Genomic DNA, 19,878 nt, shown 5'->3' with positions numbered 1-19,878 from the left:
CTATGTAAGAACGTCATGCCGAGCGGAGCCGAGGCATCTCGCGTGCCATAGTAATCCAGTCGTTAGCCGCACTGGACTGCGGTACAACGATGCGAGCGAGATGCTTCGGCTCCGCTCAGCATGACGTTCTGAATTCATCTAGCATCTCCCCATTCGAAAAATCATGGCCATTCTCTCCAAAGACGAAGCCCAGACGATATTAAAGAAGGTCCTCAGCTTCAGCACCGCCGACGAGTGCGACGCGACGCTCAGCGGCAACATTGGCGGCAACGTGCGCTCGGCGCGTAACTCCATCAGCACGGCCGGGGCCAGCGACAACGTTTCGCTGGCCGTAGAAAGCCGTTTCGGCCGCCGCGCCGGCGTGGCTACCTGCAACGAGTTCGACGAAGCTACCCTGCGCCGCTGCGTGAAACGTGCTGAAGAAATTGCCCGGCTTGCGCCCGAGAGCCCAGAGTACATGCCGCTGCTCGGGCCGCAGCAATACCTCGACGGCAGCCGCTCGTATGTGGCCGCCACAGCCGGCATCGACCCCGATTACCGCGCCAAGCAGATTGGAGCCAGCATGGCGTTGTGCGACCAGCGCAAGCTCAGCTCGGCTGCCTTCCTGGACGATTCGCACGGCTTTGTAGCCAAGCGAAACTCCAAGGGGCTCGAGGCTTATCAGCAGGTTTCCAACATCACGTTTTCGGTAACGGTGCGGACGCCCGACGGCACCGGTTCGGGCTACGCCTCGGGCGACTTCGTGGACGCGGCCAAGATGGACGCGGCCCGCTTTACCAAAGTAGCGGCCGATAAGGCAGCTGCTTCGATGAAGGCCCGCGCCATTGAGCCGGGCAAATACACGGTCATCATGGAGCCCAATGCGCTGCTTTCCAACGTCGATACGTCGCTCATCGGTGCGCTCATGCAGAGCCTCGATGCGCGCAACGCCGACGAAGGCCGCAGCTTCCTCAGCAAGAAGGGCGGCGGCAACCGCAAGGGCGAAAAGCTGTTCGATGAGCGGGTGACGATATACTCCGACCCGCTGAACCCGGAAATCAGCGACCTCACCTTCAGCGGCGACGGCCGGCCACAGCAACGCACCACCTGGATTGAAAAGGGCGTGGTGAAGAACCTCTACACCTCGCGCTTCTGGGCCCAGAAGGCCGGTATTCCGGACCTGCCCCGCCCCAACGGCTGGATTATGGAAGGCGGCACGCAAAGCACCGCCGACCTCATCAAGGGCACTGCGAAAGGCATTCTGGTCACGCGCCTGTGGTACATCCGTCCCGTCGACCCGCAGACGCTGCTGTTCACCGGCCTCACCCGCGACGGAACGTTCTACATCGAAAACGGCCAAATCAAGTTCCCGGTGAAGAACTTCCGCTTCAACGAAAGCCCGGTCATCATGCTCAACAACCTGGAAGCCATTGGCAAGCCGGTGCGCTTGAACGGCAACCTCGTGCCGCCGCTCAAGATTCGCGACTTCACCTTCACAAGTTTGTCGGACGCCGTGTAGGCGGTGCGTAATCTTGTCAGGACGTCATGCAGAGCGTAGCCAGGCATGACAATCAGAAGCCTCTGGTCAACTTAGACCAGAGGCTTTTTTCATTTGTACAGCCAGTCAAGCAACCGCCGTCGGCACCGTCGCATCTGCCCGCTTGGACGCAAACGCTTCACGCCTATCTTGCGGCCTCCTTTCCTCCTTTCTGCAATGAAAACTGCTTTATTAGCTGGCCTACTGCTGGCTACTACCCTACCCCTGGCGGCGCAGCAGCGCCTCACGGGCAAAATCCTGGATGCTGCCACCGGCCAGCCCGTACCCTACGCCAGCGTCTCGGTCCTGAATAGCACGGCCGGCACCACCAGCAACGCCGAGGGAGAATTCGAGCTACGCGGCATTGTGCTGCCGGCCAAGCTGCTGGTATCGGAGCTGGGGCATCAGCGCGACACGGTGGCCGTGGCCGCCGCTGCTACCGCGCCGCTGCTGGTGCGCCTGCAGCCAACATCGGTACTACTGCCCGAAGTGCAGGTGGGCAGCTATCTCGGCGACTTGATTGCGCAGGCCTACCGTCAAATGCGCCGAACCAACGCCCAGAATACGTATGGCCAGGCTTTCTACCGACAGGTAACCCGCATTGCCGGCGACGCCACTGAAGTGCAGGAAATGGTATGGAACACGGCCACCAATAGTGCAGGCATGGATGGCAGCGCCTTCATCACTGGACGCTTTGCCAAAAAAAAGGCGCGAATAAGCTTCAACAACTTCTCCAACTTAACCAAATCAGTTGGCTTTAATATGAAGGACGACAGCCTCACACAACGTGGAATCGTGGGACTTAACACTGCCCGGTGCTACAAGCTGTCGTTGATTGGCGTGACGCAAAACGGAAGGCAGCATCTGGTGGAAATAGGTTTCGAGAGCAAGCCAGGACTGGCTCCGCTCACCGCAAAAGGCACCTTGGTCATCGACGAAACCACCCGGCAGGTACTGCACATGCGATTTGAATCGCCCGACCTGATTGCAATCAAGATTAACAGCGTGGTAGATAAACTAAAGGAGCAGCAGGTGATATGCGAAATGGATTTCCAGCCTGCCCCTAATGCTGCCCTACTCTCTTACATCAAAGTCGATTACCAGGCAGCTTTGGTTAGCCCGCTGGAACGCAACGTTGCGATTCGGGCCTCGTCATTTACCTACTTCTACAACGGCCGCCCCACTCCTGATGCCAGCGCAACTTATGCCTCCCCAAAGGGCGGCGAAGTTGATTTGGCGGCTATCAAAAAAACCACCTACGACCCCGCCTTCTGGCAGAACAACCCGGTGGTGAAACGCACCCCGCTGGAAGAACAAGTCATGAAATCATTCGAGCAGAAAGGCGCTTTCGGCACCATGCTCACGCCGTAGCCTGTAGCGTGGACTCTGCGAGTCCGCGCTTGGGCGAACATTTTGTATACCTCTCAAACCAAGCGCGGACTCGCAGAGTCCACGCTACACTTTTCTCTGCAACCTATGAAAAGACGCGACTTTGTGGGCCTCACTGGCTTCGCCGCCGGTGCCCTGTTTCTGCCGAGCCTGCCGGGCTTTGGCCACACGCCTATTGACCCCGCCCGCCTGCTGGAACCGGGCGTGGACGTGGCCATTAAAAAACGCCTGGCCGACGCGGCCCTGAACGCCGCCAAAGCCGCCGGGGCCGACTACGCCGACGTGCGCATCGGCCGCTCGCTGAACCAGTACGTGTTCACCCGCGAGAAGCAGGTGCAGAACATTGTGAGCACCGAGAGCTACGGCGTGGGCATCCGGGTGCTGGTAGCGGGCTGCTGGGGCTTTGCCTCGACCAGCGTCGTCACGGAAGCCAACCTGGCCGCCACCGCCCGCGAGGCCGTGAGCATTGCCAAAGCCAACCGGCTGGTGATGAAGGAGCCCGTGCAGTTGGCCGCCCAAAGCGGCTACGGCGAGGTGAGCTGGAAAACGCCCCTCCAGCAAAATGCCTTCGAGGTGCCGATTAAGCAGAAAGTGGATTTGCTGCTGGCCGCCAACGCCGCCGCGCTCGATGCCGGCGCCAGCTACATCAACTCGGCGCTGTTTCAGGTGAACGAGCAGAAGTATTTCGCCAGCACCGACGGCTCCTATATCGACCAGAACATTCACCGGCTCTGGCCCACGTTCTCGGCCACGGCCGTGGACACGAAGTCGGGCAAATTCCGCTCGCGCGAGTCGCTGAGCGCGCCAGTGGGGCTGGGCTTTGAATACCTCACGCCCAGTGCGGCCGAACAGGTGCGCGGGCCGCAGGGCACCGATACCATCGGCTATAAGCTGCGCTACGATATTCTGGCTGACGCGGCGCTGGCCGGCAAGCAAGCCAAGGCTAAGCTGACCATGAAATCGGTGACGCCGGGCAAGTACGACTTGGTGCTCGACCCCGGGCATTTGGGCCTCACAATTCACGAGTCGGTGGGCCACCCCACTGAGCTTGACCGCGTGTTGGGCTACGAAGCCAACTTTGCCGGCACTTCGTTCGCGACACTGGATTGGAAAGCCAAGAACCTGCCTTATGGCTCGAAAGCCGTGAACATTGTGGCCGACAAGCTGCAGCCCGGCTCGGTGGGCAACGTGGGCTACGACGACGAAGGCGTGAAAACCCGCGAGTGGGACATCATTAAGGATGGCAAGCTGATGAACTACCAGAAAATCCGCGACCAGGCGCACATCGTGGGCCAGAAGGAGTCCGACGGCTGCGCCTACGCGCAGTCGTGGGAAGACGTGCAGTTCCAGCGCATGCCCAACGTGAGCCTGCGCCCCGGCACTGCCAAAATGAGCCCCGACGAGATGGTGAAGGGCGTGGACAAAGGCATTTACATCGCGGGCGCCGGCTCGTTCAGCATCGACCAGCAGCGCTTCAACTTCCAGTTTGGCGGGCAGCTGTTTTTCGCCATTGAGAAGGGCAAAATCACCGAGCAGCTGGAGGACGTGGCTTACCAGTCGAACACCCAGGAATTCTGGGGCGCCTGCGCCGGCTCGTGCGACCAGTCGGACTACCGCCTGTTCGGCACCTTCTTCGACGGCAAGGGCCAGCCGGCCCAGGTGTCGTCGGTGAGCCACGGCTCGGCCACCACGCGGTTTAATGGCGTGAACGTCATCAACACGGCCCGTAAAGTTTGATTAAATGTGGGAAATATGAGTGATGTGGGAAATGTGGAAATCATTAGTCAACTAATTGATTAATTAATTAATAGGGCATTTCTCATTTTCACATTCAACACATTTTACACATCTCCACATTTGAAAACATCATGGCCATTCTTTCCAAAGACGAAGCCCAGGCTCTCCTGAAAAAAGTCCTTGCTTACAGCACCGCCGACGAGTGCGCGGTGTCGCTGAACGGGCGCACCACCGGCAACATCCGCTACGCCCGCAACAGCGTGAGCACCGCTGGCTCGCAAAACTCCGTGTCGCTGGCCGTCGAAAGCCGGTTCGGCAAGCGCAGCGGCATTGCCACCTGCAACGAGTTCGACGACGCCACCCTGAAACGCTGCGTGCTGCGGGCCGAGGAAATTGCCAAGCTCGCCCCCGAAAGCCCCGAGTACGTGCCCCTGCTCGGCCCCCAAGCCTACGTGAGCCCACCCTCGGCCGCTACCACGCTGCTCACGGCCACCACCCGCGCCCAAGCTGCTGCCGACAGCATGGCCCTGTGCGCGGCCAAAAACCTAACCGCCGCCGGCTTCCTCGATGGCGGCACCCGCTTCCAGGCCCTGCGCAACTCCAAGGGCCTCGAAGCCTACCAGCAGTCCACCAACACCGACTTTTCGGTGACGGTGCGCACCGCCGACGGGCGCGGCTCGGGCTACGCCATCGCCGACGTGACGGACCCCGCCAAGCTCAATGCCAAAGCCCTGACGCAGCGCGCCGCCGACAAAGCCCTGGGCTCGGTAAACGCCAAGGCCATCGAGCCCGGCAAATACACTGTGATTCTGGAGCCGGCCGCCTTGATGGACGGCGGCGACTTGTCGCTGCTCGGCGGGCTGATGTACGGGCTGGATGCGCGTTCAGCCGACGAAGGCCGCAGCTTCATGACCAAGAAGGGCGGCGGCAACCGCAAGGGCGAAAAGCTCTTTGATGAGCGCATCAACATCTATTCCGACCCGATGAACGCCGAAGTGCCGGGCAGCGCCTTCGACGGCGACGGCTTGCCCACCAAGCGCCTGAGCTGGATTGAAAAAGGCGTGGTGAAGCAGCTGTACTACTCGCGCTTCTGGGCCGAGAAAAACAAGCAGGCCGCCACCGCTTTCCCCAGTGGTTTCATCATGGCGGGCGGCACCCAAAGCACCGCCGAGCTCATCAAAGGCACCGCCAAGGGCATTTTGGTGACGCGCCTGTGGTACATCCGCGAAGTCGACCCGCAAACGCTGCTCTATACCGGCCTGACGCGTGACGGCACTTTTTACATTGAAAACGGGGCCATCAAATTTCCTATTAAGAACCTGCGCTTCAACGAAAGCCCGATAATTATGCTGAATAATATCGAGGCCATCGGCCGGCCCCAGCGCCTGGCGGGCTGTATGATTCCGCCGTTGAAAATCCGGGATTTTACGTTCACAAGCCTGTCGGACGCGATTTAGGAATCTATAGCGTGGTCGTAGCCGGCAGGGACTCTGTGAGTCCCTGCCGGCTACGACCACGCTACGTTTGGGGCGGCGCAACTTTTTGGTGGCATTTCACGACTATGTCATCGTGCCCGTCTAATACCTCTGCCACCGCTATTTTTGATTGATGCCCGCTGCCGCTTTCACGTTTGTGCGCCTGAAATACCACTCCGGCGACTGGGACTCGGTGGACGAGCGCATGCCAGCCAACTTGCTGCACTCGCTGGTACAGTACACCAAAGTACCCGTCGACCCCAAGGAAAAAGTGGTGGCACTCGATAGTCCGGAGCTGTTCAACTACCCCTTCTGCTACTTGAGCGGGCACCGGCTGGTGCAGTTCTCGGGCGCTGAAAAACAGAATTTTACGCAGTACGTGCGCAACGGTGGCTTCGTGTTTGTAGATGACTGCAACCACGACATCGACGGCCTGTTTGCTCGCTCCTTCGAGGAGCAGATGCGGCAGTGCTTTGGCAGCAATTCCCTGAAGAAAATCCCTAAAACCCACCCGATTTACTCCCAGTTTTTCACCTTTAAGGACGGGCCGCCCAACACCGGCTTCGAGCTGAACGGCTGGGGCGACGACCTCGTGCACGACTACCTGAAAGCGGTGGAAATAAAGGGCCGCATCGGCGTGCTGTACTCCAACAAAGACTACGGCTGTGAGTGGGACTACGACTTCCGCAACAAGCGCTTTCTGGCGGAAGACAACACGAAGTTTGGGGTGAACATTTTGCTGTATGCGCTGACTTGAACGACAATTGGAACGTCCATGCTGAGCTTGTCGAAGCATCGCTACCTCCATACTAATTAATTACTTGTGCGGTAGAGATGCTTCGACAAGCTCAGCATGACGTTCTAACAACACGATCATCAACCCGAATGACCGAACCAGAAGTTAACACGCTCCTCGCCAAGCTGCCCGTGCTGAAGGCTGAAATCGCCAAGGTCATCGTGGGTCAGGAGACCGTGCTCGATGAAGTGCTGGTGGCGCTGCTGGCCGGCGGCCACGCCCTGCTCGAAGGCGTGCCCGGCCTGGCCAAAACCCTGCTCGTGCGCACGCTGGCCGCCGCGACGGATTTGCCCTTTCGCCGCATCCAGTTTACTCCCGACTTGATGCCGACGGATATTCTCGGCACGGAGGTGCTGGAAGAAGACCACGGCACCGGCCGCCGCTCGTTCAAGTTCAACCCCGGACCTATTTTCGCCAGCCTGGTGCTGGCCGACGAAATCAACCGGACGCCACCCAAGACCCAGGCCGCCCTGCTGGAAGCCATGCAGGAAGGCCATGTTACTTACGCCGGGCAGGAGCACGCGCTGCCCAAACCCTTCTTCCTGCTGGCTACCCAAAACCCCATCGAGCAGAGCGGCACCTACCCGCTGCCCGAGGCCCAACTCGACCGGTTTTTGCTGTACGTGCGCATCGGCTACCCCACGGCCGAAGAGGAGCTGGCGGTGCTGCGCGGCACCACCGGCGCGGCTGGCCAAACGGTACAGCCGGTGCTGGGCGGGGCCGATATCCGCTCCCTGCAAGCACTCGTGCGGCAGGTCAGTTTCAGTCCCGAACTGATGGATTTTGTGAACCGGCTGGTGCGGGCCACGCGGCCGGCAACTTCCGACGTAAAGTTCATCAAGGACTACGGGCGCTGGGGCGCGGGGCCACGCGCCGGGCAGGCCCTCATTCTGTGCGCCAAAGCACGGGCGCTGCTGCACGGCCGTTTCGCCGCCACGCTGGAGGATATCAGGACCTTGGCCCCGCCAGTGCTGCGGCATCGGGTGCTGCTGAATTTCAACGCCGAAGCGGAGAATATCACGCCGGACGATGCCGTGGAGGCGTTGCTAAAGGCGGTGGCGGTCTGATTGCACGTCTCTTGTAGAACGTCATGCTGAGCGCAGCCGAAGCATCTCTACTGCTTCGTTGCAATCGCCTTGATTACTGCTGCACGCGAGATGCTTCGGCTACGCTCAGCATGACCGTCCTTTTGCTTATCACTAGCCAAAATGCTTTCGCCCGAACTCCTCCATGCCTTAAAGAACCTCCCGCTCGCCGCCCGGCAAGCGGCCGAGGGTTTTCTGAACGGCGCGCACGCCAGTCGGCGGCACGGCGCGGGCATGGAGTTTAGCCAGTACCGCCCCTACCAGCCCGGCGACGACTTGCGCCGCCTCGACTGGCGCTTGGCCGCCCGCTCGGACCGCTACTACCTGCGCGAGTCGGAAATCGACACCAGCCTGACCGTGCACCTGCTGCTGGATGCCAGCGCCAGCATGAACCACCGCGACGACAACGGCCTCACCAAGCTCGACTATGCCCGGCTGCTGCTCGGCGCGCTGGCCTACATCGCCACCCAGCAGGGCGACGCCGTAGGCCTAAGCATCCTCAGCCCGGCTGGCCTGCGCCACCTAGCGCCCCGCGCCGATTCCCGTCAGTTGCCCCGTCTCTACCACGCCCTAGAAACGGTCGAAGCTGCCGGTAGCTTCCCCACGTCAGAAACGCTGGCGCCCCTCACGGCCCGCCGTCAGCGGGCGCTCACGGTGTGCATAAGCGACTTATATGAGGAAGGCACGGAAATCAATAGCCTGCTGACCCGCCTGCGCGCCACTAGCGGCGATGTGCTGCTGCTCCATTTGATGGCCCGCAACGAGTTGGAGTTCACTTATCAGGGAGCTGTGACGTTCAAGGATTTGGAAACCGGGCAGACGCTGCAAATTGATGCTGGCCCGCAGCGCGCCGCCTACCAGCAGCAGTTGCAGGAGTGGCTGCAAACCACTGCTCAGCAGGCCCGCCGTCAAGGGTTCGACTACCATTTGCTGGATACCTCGCAGCCGCTCGATGCGGCGATGCGGGAGTTTCTGCGGCGGCGTAACCTCAGCAGTTAAACCCAGGACCCCGTTGCCACTGTTTTCCGTTTGTCATCTTGATTCTGATTCCGCTAGCCATTGTTTGCCCTGCTTAACCCTGCCGCCCTGCTGGCCCTTCTGGGCTTGCTGGTGCCGGTAGCCATTCATCTCTGGAACCGCCGGCCGGGCCGCGAAGTAGCAGTGGGCAGCCTGCGCTGGCTGGCCGCGGGCGCCAACCGCCGCCTGCGCAACCTGAAGCTCGAGCAACTCTGGCTGCTGCTATTGCGGGCCGCATTATTGGCCGTACTGGCCGTGGCGGTGGCCGGGCCGGTGTGGCGACAGCAGCAGCCCAGCAGCCGGGGCGTGGTGCTGCTGAGCCCGCAGGTGCTGGGCAAGCCGGCTTTCGCTCCCCTGCGGCCCAGTATCGACTCACTGCGGCGGCGCGGCTATGCGCTACGGTGGCTGGCTAATGGATTCCCAAGGGTTTCTGGTGCGATGTGGCGGCGTAACTCAACTGGTGATAGCAGCCGCCTACTGGCCGAAGCCGGGCGTGGGACAACCAAATGGCAGTGGGCTCGGGTGCAGCAGGCCACCGAGGCCTTCGTGGGCCAGCCCTTGTATGTGGTAACGCCCGCCGCACTCTCCCGCTTCCAGGGAACCCACGGTCCGCTGCAGACGAACATAACCTGGCAGATACTCGCTGACACGACCACCACTTCCTGGCTGGCCGCTGCGAATACGGTGGGTGATAGTCTGCGTCTGTTGGTAGGCCGAAGCAGCGAAACCCAGACCACCTTTCGACTGGAGAAAGTGCGGCAGCAGCAGCCCGGTCAGCGCGTACGGGTGCCGAGGCTGCCTCCTCTACGCTACCAACCCAACCCCGTTAGCCGTGGGAATATGGTTCTCATTCCGGCCAATACGGAAGCTAACTCTGCAGCCGGAGTAACAGTCAGGACAGTGCCCATGGTGATTGAGATTTACGCAACTCCGGTTTACGCTGCGGATGCCCGTTACCTGGAGGCAGCCCTGCGAGCGGCAGCAACGGGACTGGCTATTCCGCCCCATTTACGCCGGGTGACCGTGCGCCCTAACAAACTGACGACCATGGGCTGGACCTTCTGGCTTTCGGAGGAGGCCTTGCCCGCCGGTTGGCGCGAAGAAATGCGGCATGGCGGCCACCTCTGGCAAGAAGCCATTGGCTCGGGCGTAGCCGACACAACGCGGCTGGCAACTTCCGGAGCGGCTGTTAACGTATTTCGGCGTGAGGCCCAACAGCAGAACGTCACTTCGGCCGTACCCTTGTGGACGGATGCACGTGGCCGTCCCGTACTGTCGTTTCAACCCATTGGCCACGGCGCAGTTTACCACCTCAGCACCCGCCTGAACCCAGCCTGGAGCGAACTGGCCGACAACCCGGAACTGCCTGCCCAATTACTCACCTTGCTCCAACCTGAGCTCGGCAACAGCTTCAGCCCAGCTACCTCGCCATTAGACCAACCGCTGCTGGATGCCCAGCTGGCGGTGCACGACCAGCGCGCCCTCGACCCGTCGCAGCTTATCAGCACCAGCACGCTTCAACCCCATCTTACGACTTCGTCCCCTGATTTCCGCACCACCGATTTGCGGCCTTGGCTGGTACTTGCCGCCGGCCTGTTGTTTTTGCTCGAACGCCTGCTGGCCCGCCGCCGGGAAGCCCAGAACTTGTCTCCTGCTTTATGAGCCAGGCTATTCACCCTTCCCCCACCGCTGATGTAGCGCAGGCCCGGCAGCAGCTGCGGGTCGTGGCGCGCCGCTATGCCGGCCGGCGGGCGGCGGCCGTGCTGTTTCCCGCACTGGCTGGCGCCGCATTGCTGGGATTGCTGGCTTGGCGCTGGCCGGTTGCACAGCCCGGGCTGGTGGCCGGAGCAGTATTGGGCTTAATGGCCCTTTGCTTGTTGCTTTGGCCGTTGCGGGAGGTTAGTTCTGCTACCATCGGGCCGCGACTCGACCGACAGTTCACTGAACTCGAGGACAGCACTGGCCTTCTGTTGCAGGACCATGAAGACTTGAACTTGCTGGAGCAGCTGCAGCAGCAGCGGGTAGCGCATAAGCTGGATGACTTGCAAGCTGCCGACAGACTCTCGCTACCCGTGGATTTCCGTCGGGCATTATGGCTGACAGCTCTGCTGCTTGCCGTCGGCGCAGCTGTGTGGGTGTGGCCCAGGCCGCAATCTGCCAGTAAACCCGGGGGCGTGCCCGTTCACTTTTCACCTACAAATAAGCCCACCAAGCCCGGCCAGCCAGCACCACCTCGCATCAGCGCAACCACACTCTTGGTGACGCCACCGGCCTACATCCGACTGGCTGCTTTTGCGCCCGCCCAGGCTTCGTTCCAGTGCCCGCAGGAGGCGCGGGTGCGTTGGCAGGTGCGTGTGAGCAACGGCGCGGGCCAGCCGGCTCCGGTGCTGGAGCTGGGCACGCAGCGCCTGTCGCTGCGGCCGGTACCCGGGCAGACGGGCGCATTTTTTACTGAGCAAATTCTGACCACTTCGGTGCTGTACCGGCTGCGCTACGCCGGCACGGTTTCGGATGATTACGCCATCGACGTGCGGCCCGACCTTGCGCCGGTGCTGCGCATCGTCACGCCCAAGGCCTACACGCTGGTAGCCGCCCTGGGCCAGCGGCCGGAGGTGCCCATCCGGGCCACGGCGCGCGACGATTATGGGCTGACACGCGCTGAGTTGGTGATTACCGTGGCACAGGGCCAGGGCGAGGCGGTGAAATTCCGGGAGCTGCGGCGCGATTTAAGCGGTGGCCTGAATGGGTCGCAAGCCAACCTAGGCAGCGTGCTCAACCTGCCCAAACTGGGCCTGACCTACGGCGACGAGCTGTACTTTTACCTCTCGGCGCGCGACAACCACGGCCACACCACCCGCACCGATTCGTACCTCGTGCAGTGGCAGGACACGGCCGTAGCCGACAGCGCCCCCGACCTGGGCATGGGCGTGAAAGTGGCCCCAGCCTATTTCCGCAGCCAACGCCAGATTATCATCGACACCGACAAGCTGCTGGCCGAAAAGCCGAAGCTCGATGCGGCTACCTTCGCCAGCCGGGCCAACGCTTTGGGCTTCGACCAACAAAGCCTGCGCCTGCGCTACGGCAAGTTTCTGGGCGAAGAATCGGAGGCCGGCATTGGTGCTCCGGCACCGCATTCGCCCATTGCCGAAGACGAGGATGCGCCTGCATCGCCGACGGCGGAAGCGCCCGAACACGACGACCACGACCACGCGGCGCCGCCTGTCTCGTCGGCTAAAGCCTCGCCCACGGCCGCAACCGATGCCCTGATGGACCCCTACATCCACAAGCACGATGATGCCGAAACGGCCGACTTCTTGGAGCCCGCCGTTAAAACCAAACTCCACGCCGTGCTCGACCAGATGTGGGCCGCCGAACTGCGCCTGCGCACCGGCCAGCTCACGGCCGCTCGTCCCTACGAGTACCGCGCCCTGCGGCTGCTGAAGGAAGTGCAGCAGCAAACTCGCGTGTTCGTGAAGAAGGCCGGCTTCACCCCGCCGCCCATGCCCGAAGCCACGCTGCGCCTCACCGGCGAGCTGGCCGGAGCCACCGTGCCCCACCATCAGCAAATGCTGCCCGCGCCAAACCCACAGCCCGCCGTGCGCGCTGCCCTGCGCTGGCTGGCCGCCGCCGACCAGGGCCAGCCCTCCCGCCCCGCCGATGCCGCCGTGCTCGACCAGGCGGGCGCGGTGCTGGCCGGAGCAGCCCTCTCCCGCCCCAGCTTCTACCTGCCGGCCCTGCGCGCCCTCCGCGAACTGAGCCAGGCCGTGCGCGCTGGCCGGCCCACGCTCGCCACCAGCCGCGCTCCGGTGGCCCGTGCCCTCACCGATTTGCTGGCTGCGCCGGCCCCCACTCCTGCTCCGCCGCCCGCCGCCGACCGCCTGGCCCGGCGCTACTTTCAGGAATTAGCCCGCTAGTCCGTTGTCCGTTTTGTCTCCTGCTCCTGCTCTGTACTACGGCCTGCTGGCGTTCTGCCTGCTGCTTGGCCTTGCGTTGACTGCCCTGGCCTGGCGACGTCCGCGCCAACGGCAGCGGGCCCTGCGCATGCTCGCTGGTGCGGTGGCAGCGGCGGCACTGTGGTTCACAGCGTTTCCGCCCCAGCGCCAGCTGCCCGCCGCCCGCGCCGAAGCCATTCTCCTCACCGAAGGCTACGCGCCCGATACGCTGCGCCAGCTACTGCGGCAACTGGGCGCGGGCACGCCGGTGTGGAAATATGGCACCGTGGAAAACGCCCCGAAAGCGCGCCCTATCGCCAGCCTGCTCACGCTGGCTGAGCAGCGGCCGGCGTTGCGCCGTCTCCACATACTTGGCCATGGGCTGCCCACCGCCGACTTGCCGCTACTTAAAGCACTGATTGTTCGGCAGCACACTGGGATGTTGTTCACAGGCTTCCGCTCCGCTTTTTGGCCCGATAAGCTGGCATTGGGTGAAGCATTTACCATCGAAGGTGCGGTAGACCTGCCGACCGGTGCCAAAGAGGCGTGGGTGGTACTGCACGCAGCAGGAGGCGCGCGCGATTCCGTACGGCTTGCGGTAGCCAGCCACGGCAGTTTCCGTCTGCGTTATCAGCCCAAAACGGCTGGGCTGGCTATCTACGCGCTGCTGTTGCGCCAGTCGGGCCAGCCGCTGCTAACAGAGCCTGTCCCCATCGAAATCACTTCTCCTGCGCTGCCGGCGGTACTGCTGCTGGCCGCTACTCCCTCCTTCGAGTTCAAGTTTCTGAAAAACTACCTGGCTGAGGCCCATTACCCGGTGGGGCTGCGCACCAGCGTCAGCCGGGGCCTGGTGCAGACTGATTTTGTAAACCAGCCTACCGTAAACCTCACCCAGCTTACGCCCGCTCTGCTGGCCCGCTACGCCGTGGTAGTGGCCGATGCCGGGACGCTGGCAGCCCTTTCCAGCGCCGAAACCCAGGCGCTGCAAGCAGCAGTTCGCAACGGCCGCCTCGGCCTCGTCGCCCTGGCCGAGGCCGCACCGCTGCCCCGCAATGCTCTCGCCCGAGCCGACTTCACGGTACTGCCGCGCCCGGCCACGCCAGCTAACTTACCCGCACTGGCTTGGCCCGATGTTCCCGGTGAGGCCCGCGCGCCGCTGCCCGCGCAGCTTCAGCCGCGGCCCAATCTGCGGCCTCTCGTCAGGGGTCCGCAGCAGGCAATAGCCGCCGCCAGCCGGCGCGTGGGGCTGGGTGCCGTGGTAGTGTCGGTAGTGCCCGAAACCTTCCGCTGGGGTTTGCAGGGCCATTTGTCAGTCTACGCTTCGTTCTGGAATCGGCTGTTGCAGGCAGCGGTGCCACCAGCCCCAGAAGTTGCCCGCTGGCGCACAGGTACGCGCTGGCCCCGCGTGGCACAGCCGCTCACGTTGCACCTGGCCACGGCAACGTTGCCACCGGTACCGCCTACCGTAGCGGCCCTGGCCGGGGGCCCCGCCGTACGCCTCGCCCTGCGTCAGGATACCCGCCTGCCCGAGTGGAGTACGGCTCAGTTCTGGCCGGGCGCAGCAGGTTGGCACCGTATCAGCGGGCCGGGCCGGGCCAGCTTCACCTTCTACGTGTACCCGCCCACCGTCTGGCAGGGGCCGGAGGTGCAGCAACGTCAGCAAGCGGCTATGATTCAGGCGGGCAACGCGCTTCCAGTAGCCCAAGGCGCCTCTGCTGCTATCGATACCGTAACGGAAACGTGGCCGGCGGGCTGGTTTTTTGGGCTGTTTCTACTGGCGGCCGGGTATCTGTGGCTAGAAGAAAAGCTGTAGAGACGCGACCCTTCGCGTCTCGGCGGTGCACTGATACGCCAAAAGCACCCCCTCAAATACAGGTAGCATAAAAGCGGAGGCACGAAAGGGCTGCGTTTCTACTTTTGGCCACCTATGCGTTTCAGCCAGGCGGGAAATTCCACGGCCAATAACTCGGCGGGCCAAGTACCGGCGTAGACGTAGCCAGCGCGGCGCTCGTTTTCGATTTCGCGGAGCTGGTAGTGCACCTGGCTGTCGCGGCCCACATAAATCGGCCGGTTGGTGCCCAGCTCGTAGAAGCGTGCCCACAGCACCGCCCCGGGCTGGGCCACAATGACACGGTCGATGCCCCGCGTCTCCTGCGGGGCGGGGATTTCCTTGAGCGCGAAACCGGGCATTTTCACTTGCTCAAACCATGCTACGGCTCCTGCTACAGCCGCTTTTACTTCAGCGGTGGGCTGCTCGGTATCCATGAGAAAGTGCACGATGCCCACCGACTCATCACCGCTGAGCGAGGCCAGCTCGAAGGCGCGGGCCTTGGCCGGCAGCAGCGTTACTTCATCGTATTGGGCGCACCAGGCGGTGGGGCGGCCGTGCTGCACTACCTGCGTTTTCAGGATGCAGGCCAGGCCCCGGGCCACGGCATCTTTGGCGGGGCCCACCAAGTCGGGACTCACCAGCGCGTACCGCTCGTCCTGCCGGGCCACGCGGCGCAGCACGGTCAGGGCCCGCACCATGGCGTCGTCGTTGTAGGTTATTTCGTGGCGGTACGAACTCAGGTCGGGGTAGAACTGCGGGAAGCCGCCGTTGGCGTACTGCATTTTCAGCAGGTAGCGGATGCCGTTTTCGGCGCCCTGGCGGTAGGCCGGGTTGTTGGTTTGCTGAAACGCTTTGAGCAAGTAATGGATTTCGCGGGTGGTAGCGTCGTTGTCGATGGTCGCATCGTTCTGGTTCTTGCCATCGAGCAGGCCCGCGCGGGCCCCCGGGCTGATGCGTGCGACGTAGTTCACCTTCACCTCGCCCAGGGCTTTGGGCCAGCCGCCCACGGCGCGCTGGTAGAGCAGCATCTTTTCGGCAGTGGTATCGATTTGGCTGGCGGGTAATTGCGGCGTGGCGCGCACGGCCCCGGTGAGCGGGTTCCAGCGCCCACCAAACGTCCAGGCGGCGGTGAGGTCCTGGGGTTTAGGCGCGCCCTCCGCGGTGTTCAGGTTGTCCTTCATCCAGGCGAAGTCGCCGCCCTGGCGGTGGCAGCCGGCGTAGTACACGCGGCGGCCCCACTGCTTGGCCCCCGGCCCCGAAGCGGCGTGATAGATGTCGGCATCGGCCATGTTGGCCGCAAACCGGCAATCAACCAGATAAAATTGCGCCTCCCGATGAAAGCGGCCCAGTTTGAAGCCGTCGTCGCCCGAGAAGGTGCAGTTGCGCAGCACGGTTTTCGAGTCGCGACTGCCCGAGCCGTCGTGCCAGATGGCGGCCTCCTTGCTGTGGCAGATGAAGCGGCAGTTCTCGGCGTAGGCCCAGCCGCGCGGGCAGTAAAAGTCCACGCCGCCCTCCAGGGTGCAGTCCTTGAAATAATACGCGCCGGCCTCCGTGTCCCAGGGGCTCACCGTGTCGCCGCCCAGCGCCCGGAACGTGCAGTGCCGCACAATGAGGCGCGTGGTGCCGGGCAGGGTGCGCAGGGCCATTTGGTGGCCGGTTTTGCTCACAGTTTTCTTGCCGGTGGGCGTACTGGGGCAATCAATGGTGACCTCGCCCGTGGCATCGAACCCGTAGCTGTTGATGACGGTGAGGTTTTCGAGGGTAATGTCGGGGCTGTTGCGCAGGTTGAGGGTGGCCACGCCCCAGTCGCCAGCGGTAGCCCCAGGGCCGCACAACCACATGTCGCGGGCCTGCGGGTAAGTCAGGACGACACCCCGCTCGCTCTGCCCCTTCAGCACGAGTCTGGCCTTGCCGTCGAGGTAGACCTTCTCGCGGTAAGTGCCGTTTTTGATGAAGACCGTGCGCAGTTTAGTTGCGGCATCGGGCAAGCTGTTGATGGCCTCCTGAATGGTGCGAAACTGGCCGGTGCCGTTGGCAGCTACGGTTACCGTTTGGGCGTGGGCGGTCGTAAATAACCCCAGTACCAGCAGTACGGTCGTTTGCATTACGGAGCAGCTCGGCAGCGCCCGCTGCCACTTAAACCAGGAAGTCATCGCGCCGGGGGATAAACGCATCAACCAGCACCCCGGCTTCGGTGCAAACCACGCCGTGCCAGGCCAGTGGCGGTACATAGCAGCTGTCGCCAGGCCGCAGGGTATGTGTTTCAGCCTCGATGGTGTAGGTAAACACCCCACTTTCCACATAGCTCAACTGGGCATGCGGATGCTGGTGCCGGGGCCCAGCACTGCCGGTTTCGAAGGCTACGCGGGTGAGCATGAGGTCGGGCCCGTGGGCCAGCACCTTGCGCCGCACGCCGGGGCCAGTGGTTTCCCAGGCGGCCGAATCATTGGCCACAAAAGCTGGGGTTGAAGGGATGGCAATGGCAGCGAGCATCGTGGTTGGGTAAAAGTTCAGGCCGGGCAAGCACCTAAAAGTCCGGCTTTGCGAAGCCGCAAGCAAGCATTCGACGCGATTTACTTGCGCAATCGTTCCCGACAACGATGCCGACTTAAGCAACAAAAAAAGCCCCTGCTGGTGCAGGGACTTTTTGGCAAAATCAAGTTAGAGCAGTTTCGGAGTCAGTGGATGTAGGGGCGGGGTCGTACCCGGTAGGGCTTGCCCCCGCCCGGACGTTGACGCCCGTTGACCGGTTTCGTTCAACGACGGGCGGGGGCAAGCCCTACCGGGTACGACCCCGCCCCTACATCGTTCCACCTGTACACTGACCACGAAACCGCGCTAGTGCGCAGCCCGAAGGCGAATGCAAGGCAGTTTAGTTGCGGGCAATGCGGCGCACGGCCAGCACGCCACCCTGCTGCACTTCGAGCAGGTACAGGCCCCGGGCTAGCGAGGCCGGCAGCAGGAGTTGCTGGTTGGCACCAAGGGTAACGGGAGCCAGCACCAGGCGGCCGGCCAAATCGCGCAGGGCTACCGTGGCGGGGGCCGAGGTGGGCAGCGCAACGGTCAGGCGTTCGGTGGCCGGGTTGGGGTACACCGTCAGGCCGGGCAGGGCGTTGGCGGCCAGCGTGGCCGATACCAGGTTGAAGGTGGCCGTGCTGACAGCCGTACCGCCGGGTGTTGTCACCGAAACCAGGCCGTTCACGCTGCCCGTGCCGCTGGGCACCGTCAGGGTGATGGTCGTCGCATTCACGACTGTGAACACGGGCACGTTGAACGTCCCAATGCGGACGGCCATAGCCCCCGTCAGGTTGGTGCCCGTGATGGTAACGGGGGTGCCGGGGCCGCCCGTGGTGGGCGTGAAGCTGGTGATGGTAGGCGCCGCAACCACTACGGCCGTTACGGTGCCCGATACTGCCACGTTCTGGGTGGGCGCGCCGGTGCTGGTTACGGCCACGTTGCCGGTATACACCCCGGCGGCGGTCCCGGTCATGCGCACATACACGGGGGTAGCCGCAGCGGTGCCGCCCGTTTGCGGCACCGCTGCGGAAACGCCGAAGCCGCTGGTGGGTGCCAGCGAAACCTCGTAGCCGGCGGGGGCCGTCACCACCGCGCTGGCGGTGAGGGCGCTGCCGCCCACGGTAATGATTTGGGCAGCCGAAGGCGTGCCCGCGGTGGTGGTGAAGGCCACCAGCGTAGCCGGCGTGGCCGTGAGGGTGGCGGTGGCCGTGCTGCAAGTGCTCAGGGCCGCATCGGTAGCGGTGAGCGAAACGGCAGCGGTGCCGGTAGTGGGGTTCACGGTATTCGCGCCGCTGGGCCACACGCCATCGGCATCGGTGGCGCAGCCCACCACGGTGCCATCCACCACCGAGCGCTGCTCGATGCGGCGCACGCCGGTAGCCAGCACGTTCGGAATGAGGGTGTTCCAGTCGCCGGCGTTGGTGGTGTAGTACGCCGGCACGCCCGTGAGGGCTGAGCCGGTGGGGGCAATGGCTTCCACGACGGTCAAGCCCAGAGGGCGGCCGGTGCCGGCCTCGCTGCCGTACACGGCCACCAGGTTTTTGGGAGTGGCCGACGAGCTGCCCCGCAAGCCGGTGGCGTCGTTAGCAGTAGTACCGGTGCCCAGGGCCAGCACGGTCAGGGTCTGGTCGAGGGCCAGGCGCTTCTCCACGGTGGCGGGCGCGGCATCGGTCGCCAGCACAATGGCCATATACAGCACGTTACCGGCCGTGAAGCGGGTATTACCCGTGTTCACGTAGCCAAACCAACCCGTGTAGGAACCGGAAGCGTTGGTGGTGAAGGTGGCGTAGCCCCCGGCTACGCTCAGGCTGGCCGAGCTGGTGTAAGCGTAGGTGGTCGCAGCGGGAGTGGCGCCCGGGGTAATGAGGAGGGGGTTGCCGGCACCGGTTACGGCGGTGCCGAGGTCGGCACTGATGGCCGCCTGCGTGTAGTAGCGGTACAACGTATTCGAGGTGAGGCCGCTCACCGTCGCCCGGTACATCACGGGCAGGCGTGTTGCGGTACCGCTGCTCGCGTATTGCGGTACCAGCACGCCGGTAAAGCCGGTCTGGGTGAGGTTTTGCGCACGCCCAACCAGGGGCATGAGCAGCAGTATCGCCAGCAATTGCCGGACCCGTGACGCGAAGAAGTGACTCATGTAAAAAGTTTGTAAAAGTAAAAAGTGAAGGCGGAGGAGAATATCGTCGTTCGAGGAAGGAGCGGCCCGACGTTGCAAGCCGCATCAAAGGTAGGCGCATCGAAAGCTCGGGAAATCACGGAATCCCTACCAATGTGTTCGAACGGTAGCACGGGGCCGTCGCACTGCTGAAAAGTGCTTCAATAGGCCCCGCCCATTACGTTATACCCCACCCAGTCATCATGGTGCGCAGGTGCTCCGCAATAAAGAATTCGTCTTCGACGATAAGAACCTGAGCCACATGAACAGCGGAAGGGGAGGCAATCTGGAAAAGGCCGGCTGAAGAAACCGCAAAGACTTGTGATACGACACAGCAACTCTCCCTGCATCAGCGGGACGGGGGCCGAATGGCCCAGGCTTCGCTCGTTGTTTTGCCTGGAAATGGGGGTGCTACGTGTCGGGGCCGA

At 63.0% G+C, this 19,878-nt stretch carries 13 protein-coding genes; 10 read left to right on the top strand and 3 right to left on the bottom strand.

The genetic code is table 11. The annotated features are described in order from the left end of the window. Nucleotides 1-163 precede the first annotated feature (163 nt). The 10 genes from ABD837_RS18105 (at nt 164) to ABD837_RS18060 (ending at nt 14,760) form a co-directional block, all read left to right on the top strand. Nucleotides 164-1,498, top strand: a complete 1,335-nt coding sequence (locus tag ABD837_RS18105; protein WP_345057286.1) for a TldD/PmbA family protein — start codon at nt 164-166, stop codon at nt 1,496-1,498. Nucleotides 1,499-1,693: 195 nt separating this feature from the next. Further along, nucleotides 1,694-2,887: a carboxypeptidase-like regulatory domain-containing protein gene (locus ABD837_RS18100; RefSeq protein WP_345057284.1), complete on the top strand. Its 1,194-nt coding sequence runs from the start codon at nt 1,694-1,696 to the stop codon at nt 2,885-2,887. A gap of 105 nt (nt 2,888-2,992) precedes the next feature. Further along, entirely contained in the window at nt 2,993-4,642 is a 1,650-nt protein-coding gene (locus ABD837_RS18095; RefSeq protein ID WP_345057283.1) for a TldD/PmbA family protein, read from the top strand. A gap of 131 nt (nt 4,643-4,773) precedes the next feature. After that, complete coding sequence (locus ABD837_RS18090) at nt 4,774-6,099, top strand: TldD/PmbA family protein (protein WP_345057282.1); 1,326 nt, start codon at nt 4,774-4,776, stop codon at nt 6,097-6,099. Nucleotides 6,100-6,250: 151 nt separating this feature from the next. Further along, on the top strand, nt 6,251-6,874 hold the full coding sequence (locus tag ABD837_RS18085; protein ID WP_345057280.1) for a DUF4159 domain-containing protein: 624 nt from the start codon (nt 6,251-6,253) through the stop codon (nt 6,872-6,874). A 128-nt stretch (nt 6,875-7,002) separates the two neighbouring features. After that, nucleotides 7,003-7,980, top strand: a complete 978-nt coding sequence (locus tag ABD837_RS18080; RefSeq protein ID WP_345057278.1) for an AAA family ATPase — start codon at nt 7,003-7,005, stop codon at nt 7,978-7,980. 141 nt (nt 7,981-8,121) lie between these two features. Further along, nucleotides 8,122-8,997 (top strand): DUF58 domain-containing protein, encoded by an 876-nt coding sequence (locus ABD837_RS18075; protein ID WP_345057276.1) that lies wholly within the window; start codon nt 8,122-8,124, stop codon nt 8,995-8,997. Nucleotides 8,998-9,057: 60 nt separating this feature from the next. Then, a complete protein-coding gene (locus ABD837_RS18070; RefSeq protein ID WP_345057274.1) occupies nt 9,058-10,677 on the top strand; it encodes a BatA domain-containing protein in 1,620 nt (539 codons plus the stop codon). Then, nucleotides 10,674-12,929, top strand: coding sequence for a hypothetical protein (locus tag ABD837_RS18065; protein WP_345057272.1), 2,256 nt, complete (start codon nt 10,674-10,676; stop codon nt 12,927-12,929). Before ABD837_RS18070 ends, ABD837_RS18065 begins: the two co-directional genes overlap by 4 nt. Before the next feature lie 4 nt (nt 12,930-12,933). Further along, nucleotides 12,934-14,760: a hypothetical protein gene (locus ABD837_RS18060; protein ID WP_345057270.1), complete on the top strand. Its 1,827-nt coding sequence runs from the start codon at nt 12,934-12,936 to the stop codon at nt 14,758-14,760. 98 nt (nt 14,761-14,858) lie between these two features. Here the strand turns inward: ABD837_RS18060 and pelA are convergent, their stop codons facing one another. The 3 genes from pelA to ABD837_RS18045 all read right to left on the bottom strand — a co-directional run bounded on the left by pelA (nt 14,859) and on the right by ABD837_RS18045 (nt 19,432). Next, on the bottom strand, nt 14,859-16,883 hold the full coding sequence (pelA, locus tag ABD837_RS18055) for a pectate lyase (RefSeq protein ID WP_345057268.1): 2,025 nt from the start codon (nt 16,881-16,883) through the stop codon (nt 14,859-14,861). A 31-nt stretch (nt 16,884-16,914) separates the two neighbouring features. Beyond that, nucleotides 16,915-17,271, bottom strand: coding sequence for a cupin domain-containing protein (locus ABD837_RS18050; RefSeq protein WP_345057266.1), 357 nt, complete (start codon nt 17,269-17,271; stop codon nt 16,915-16,917). A 379-nt stretch (nt 17,272-17,650) separates the two neighbouring features. Then, the gene (locus ABD837_RS18045) at nt 17,651-19,432 is read right to left on the bottom strand and encodes a T9SS type A sorting domain-containing protein (protein WP_345057264.1); all 1,782 of its coding nucleotides are present in this window, start codon (nt 19,430-19,432) and stop codon (nt 17,651-17,653) included. Nucleotides 19,433-19,878: the final 446 nt, after the last annotated feature.

The sequence above is a fragment of the Hymenobacter glaciei genome, from assembly GCF_039539585.1.
GTDB classification, from domain to species: Bacteria; Bacteroidota; Bacteroidia; order Cytophagales; family Hymenobacteraceae; genus Hymenobacter; species Hymenobacter glaciei.
This window is presented reverse-complemented; position numbering and strand designations above follow the sequence as displayed.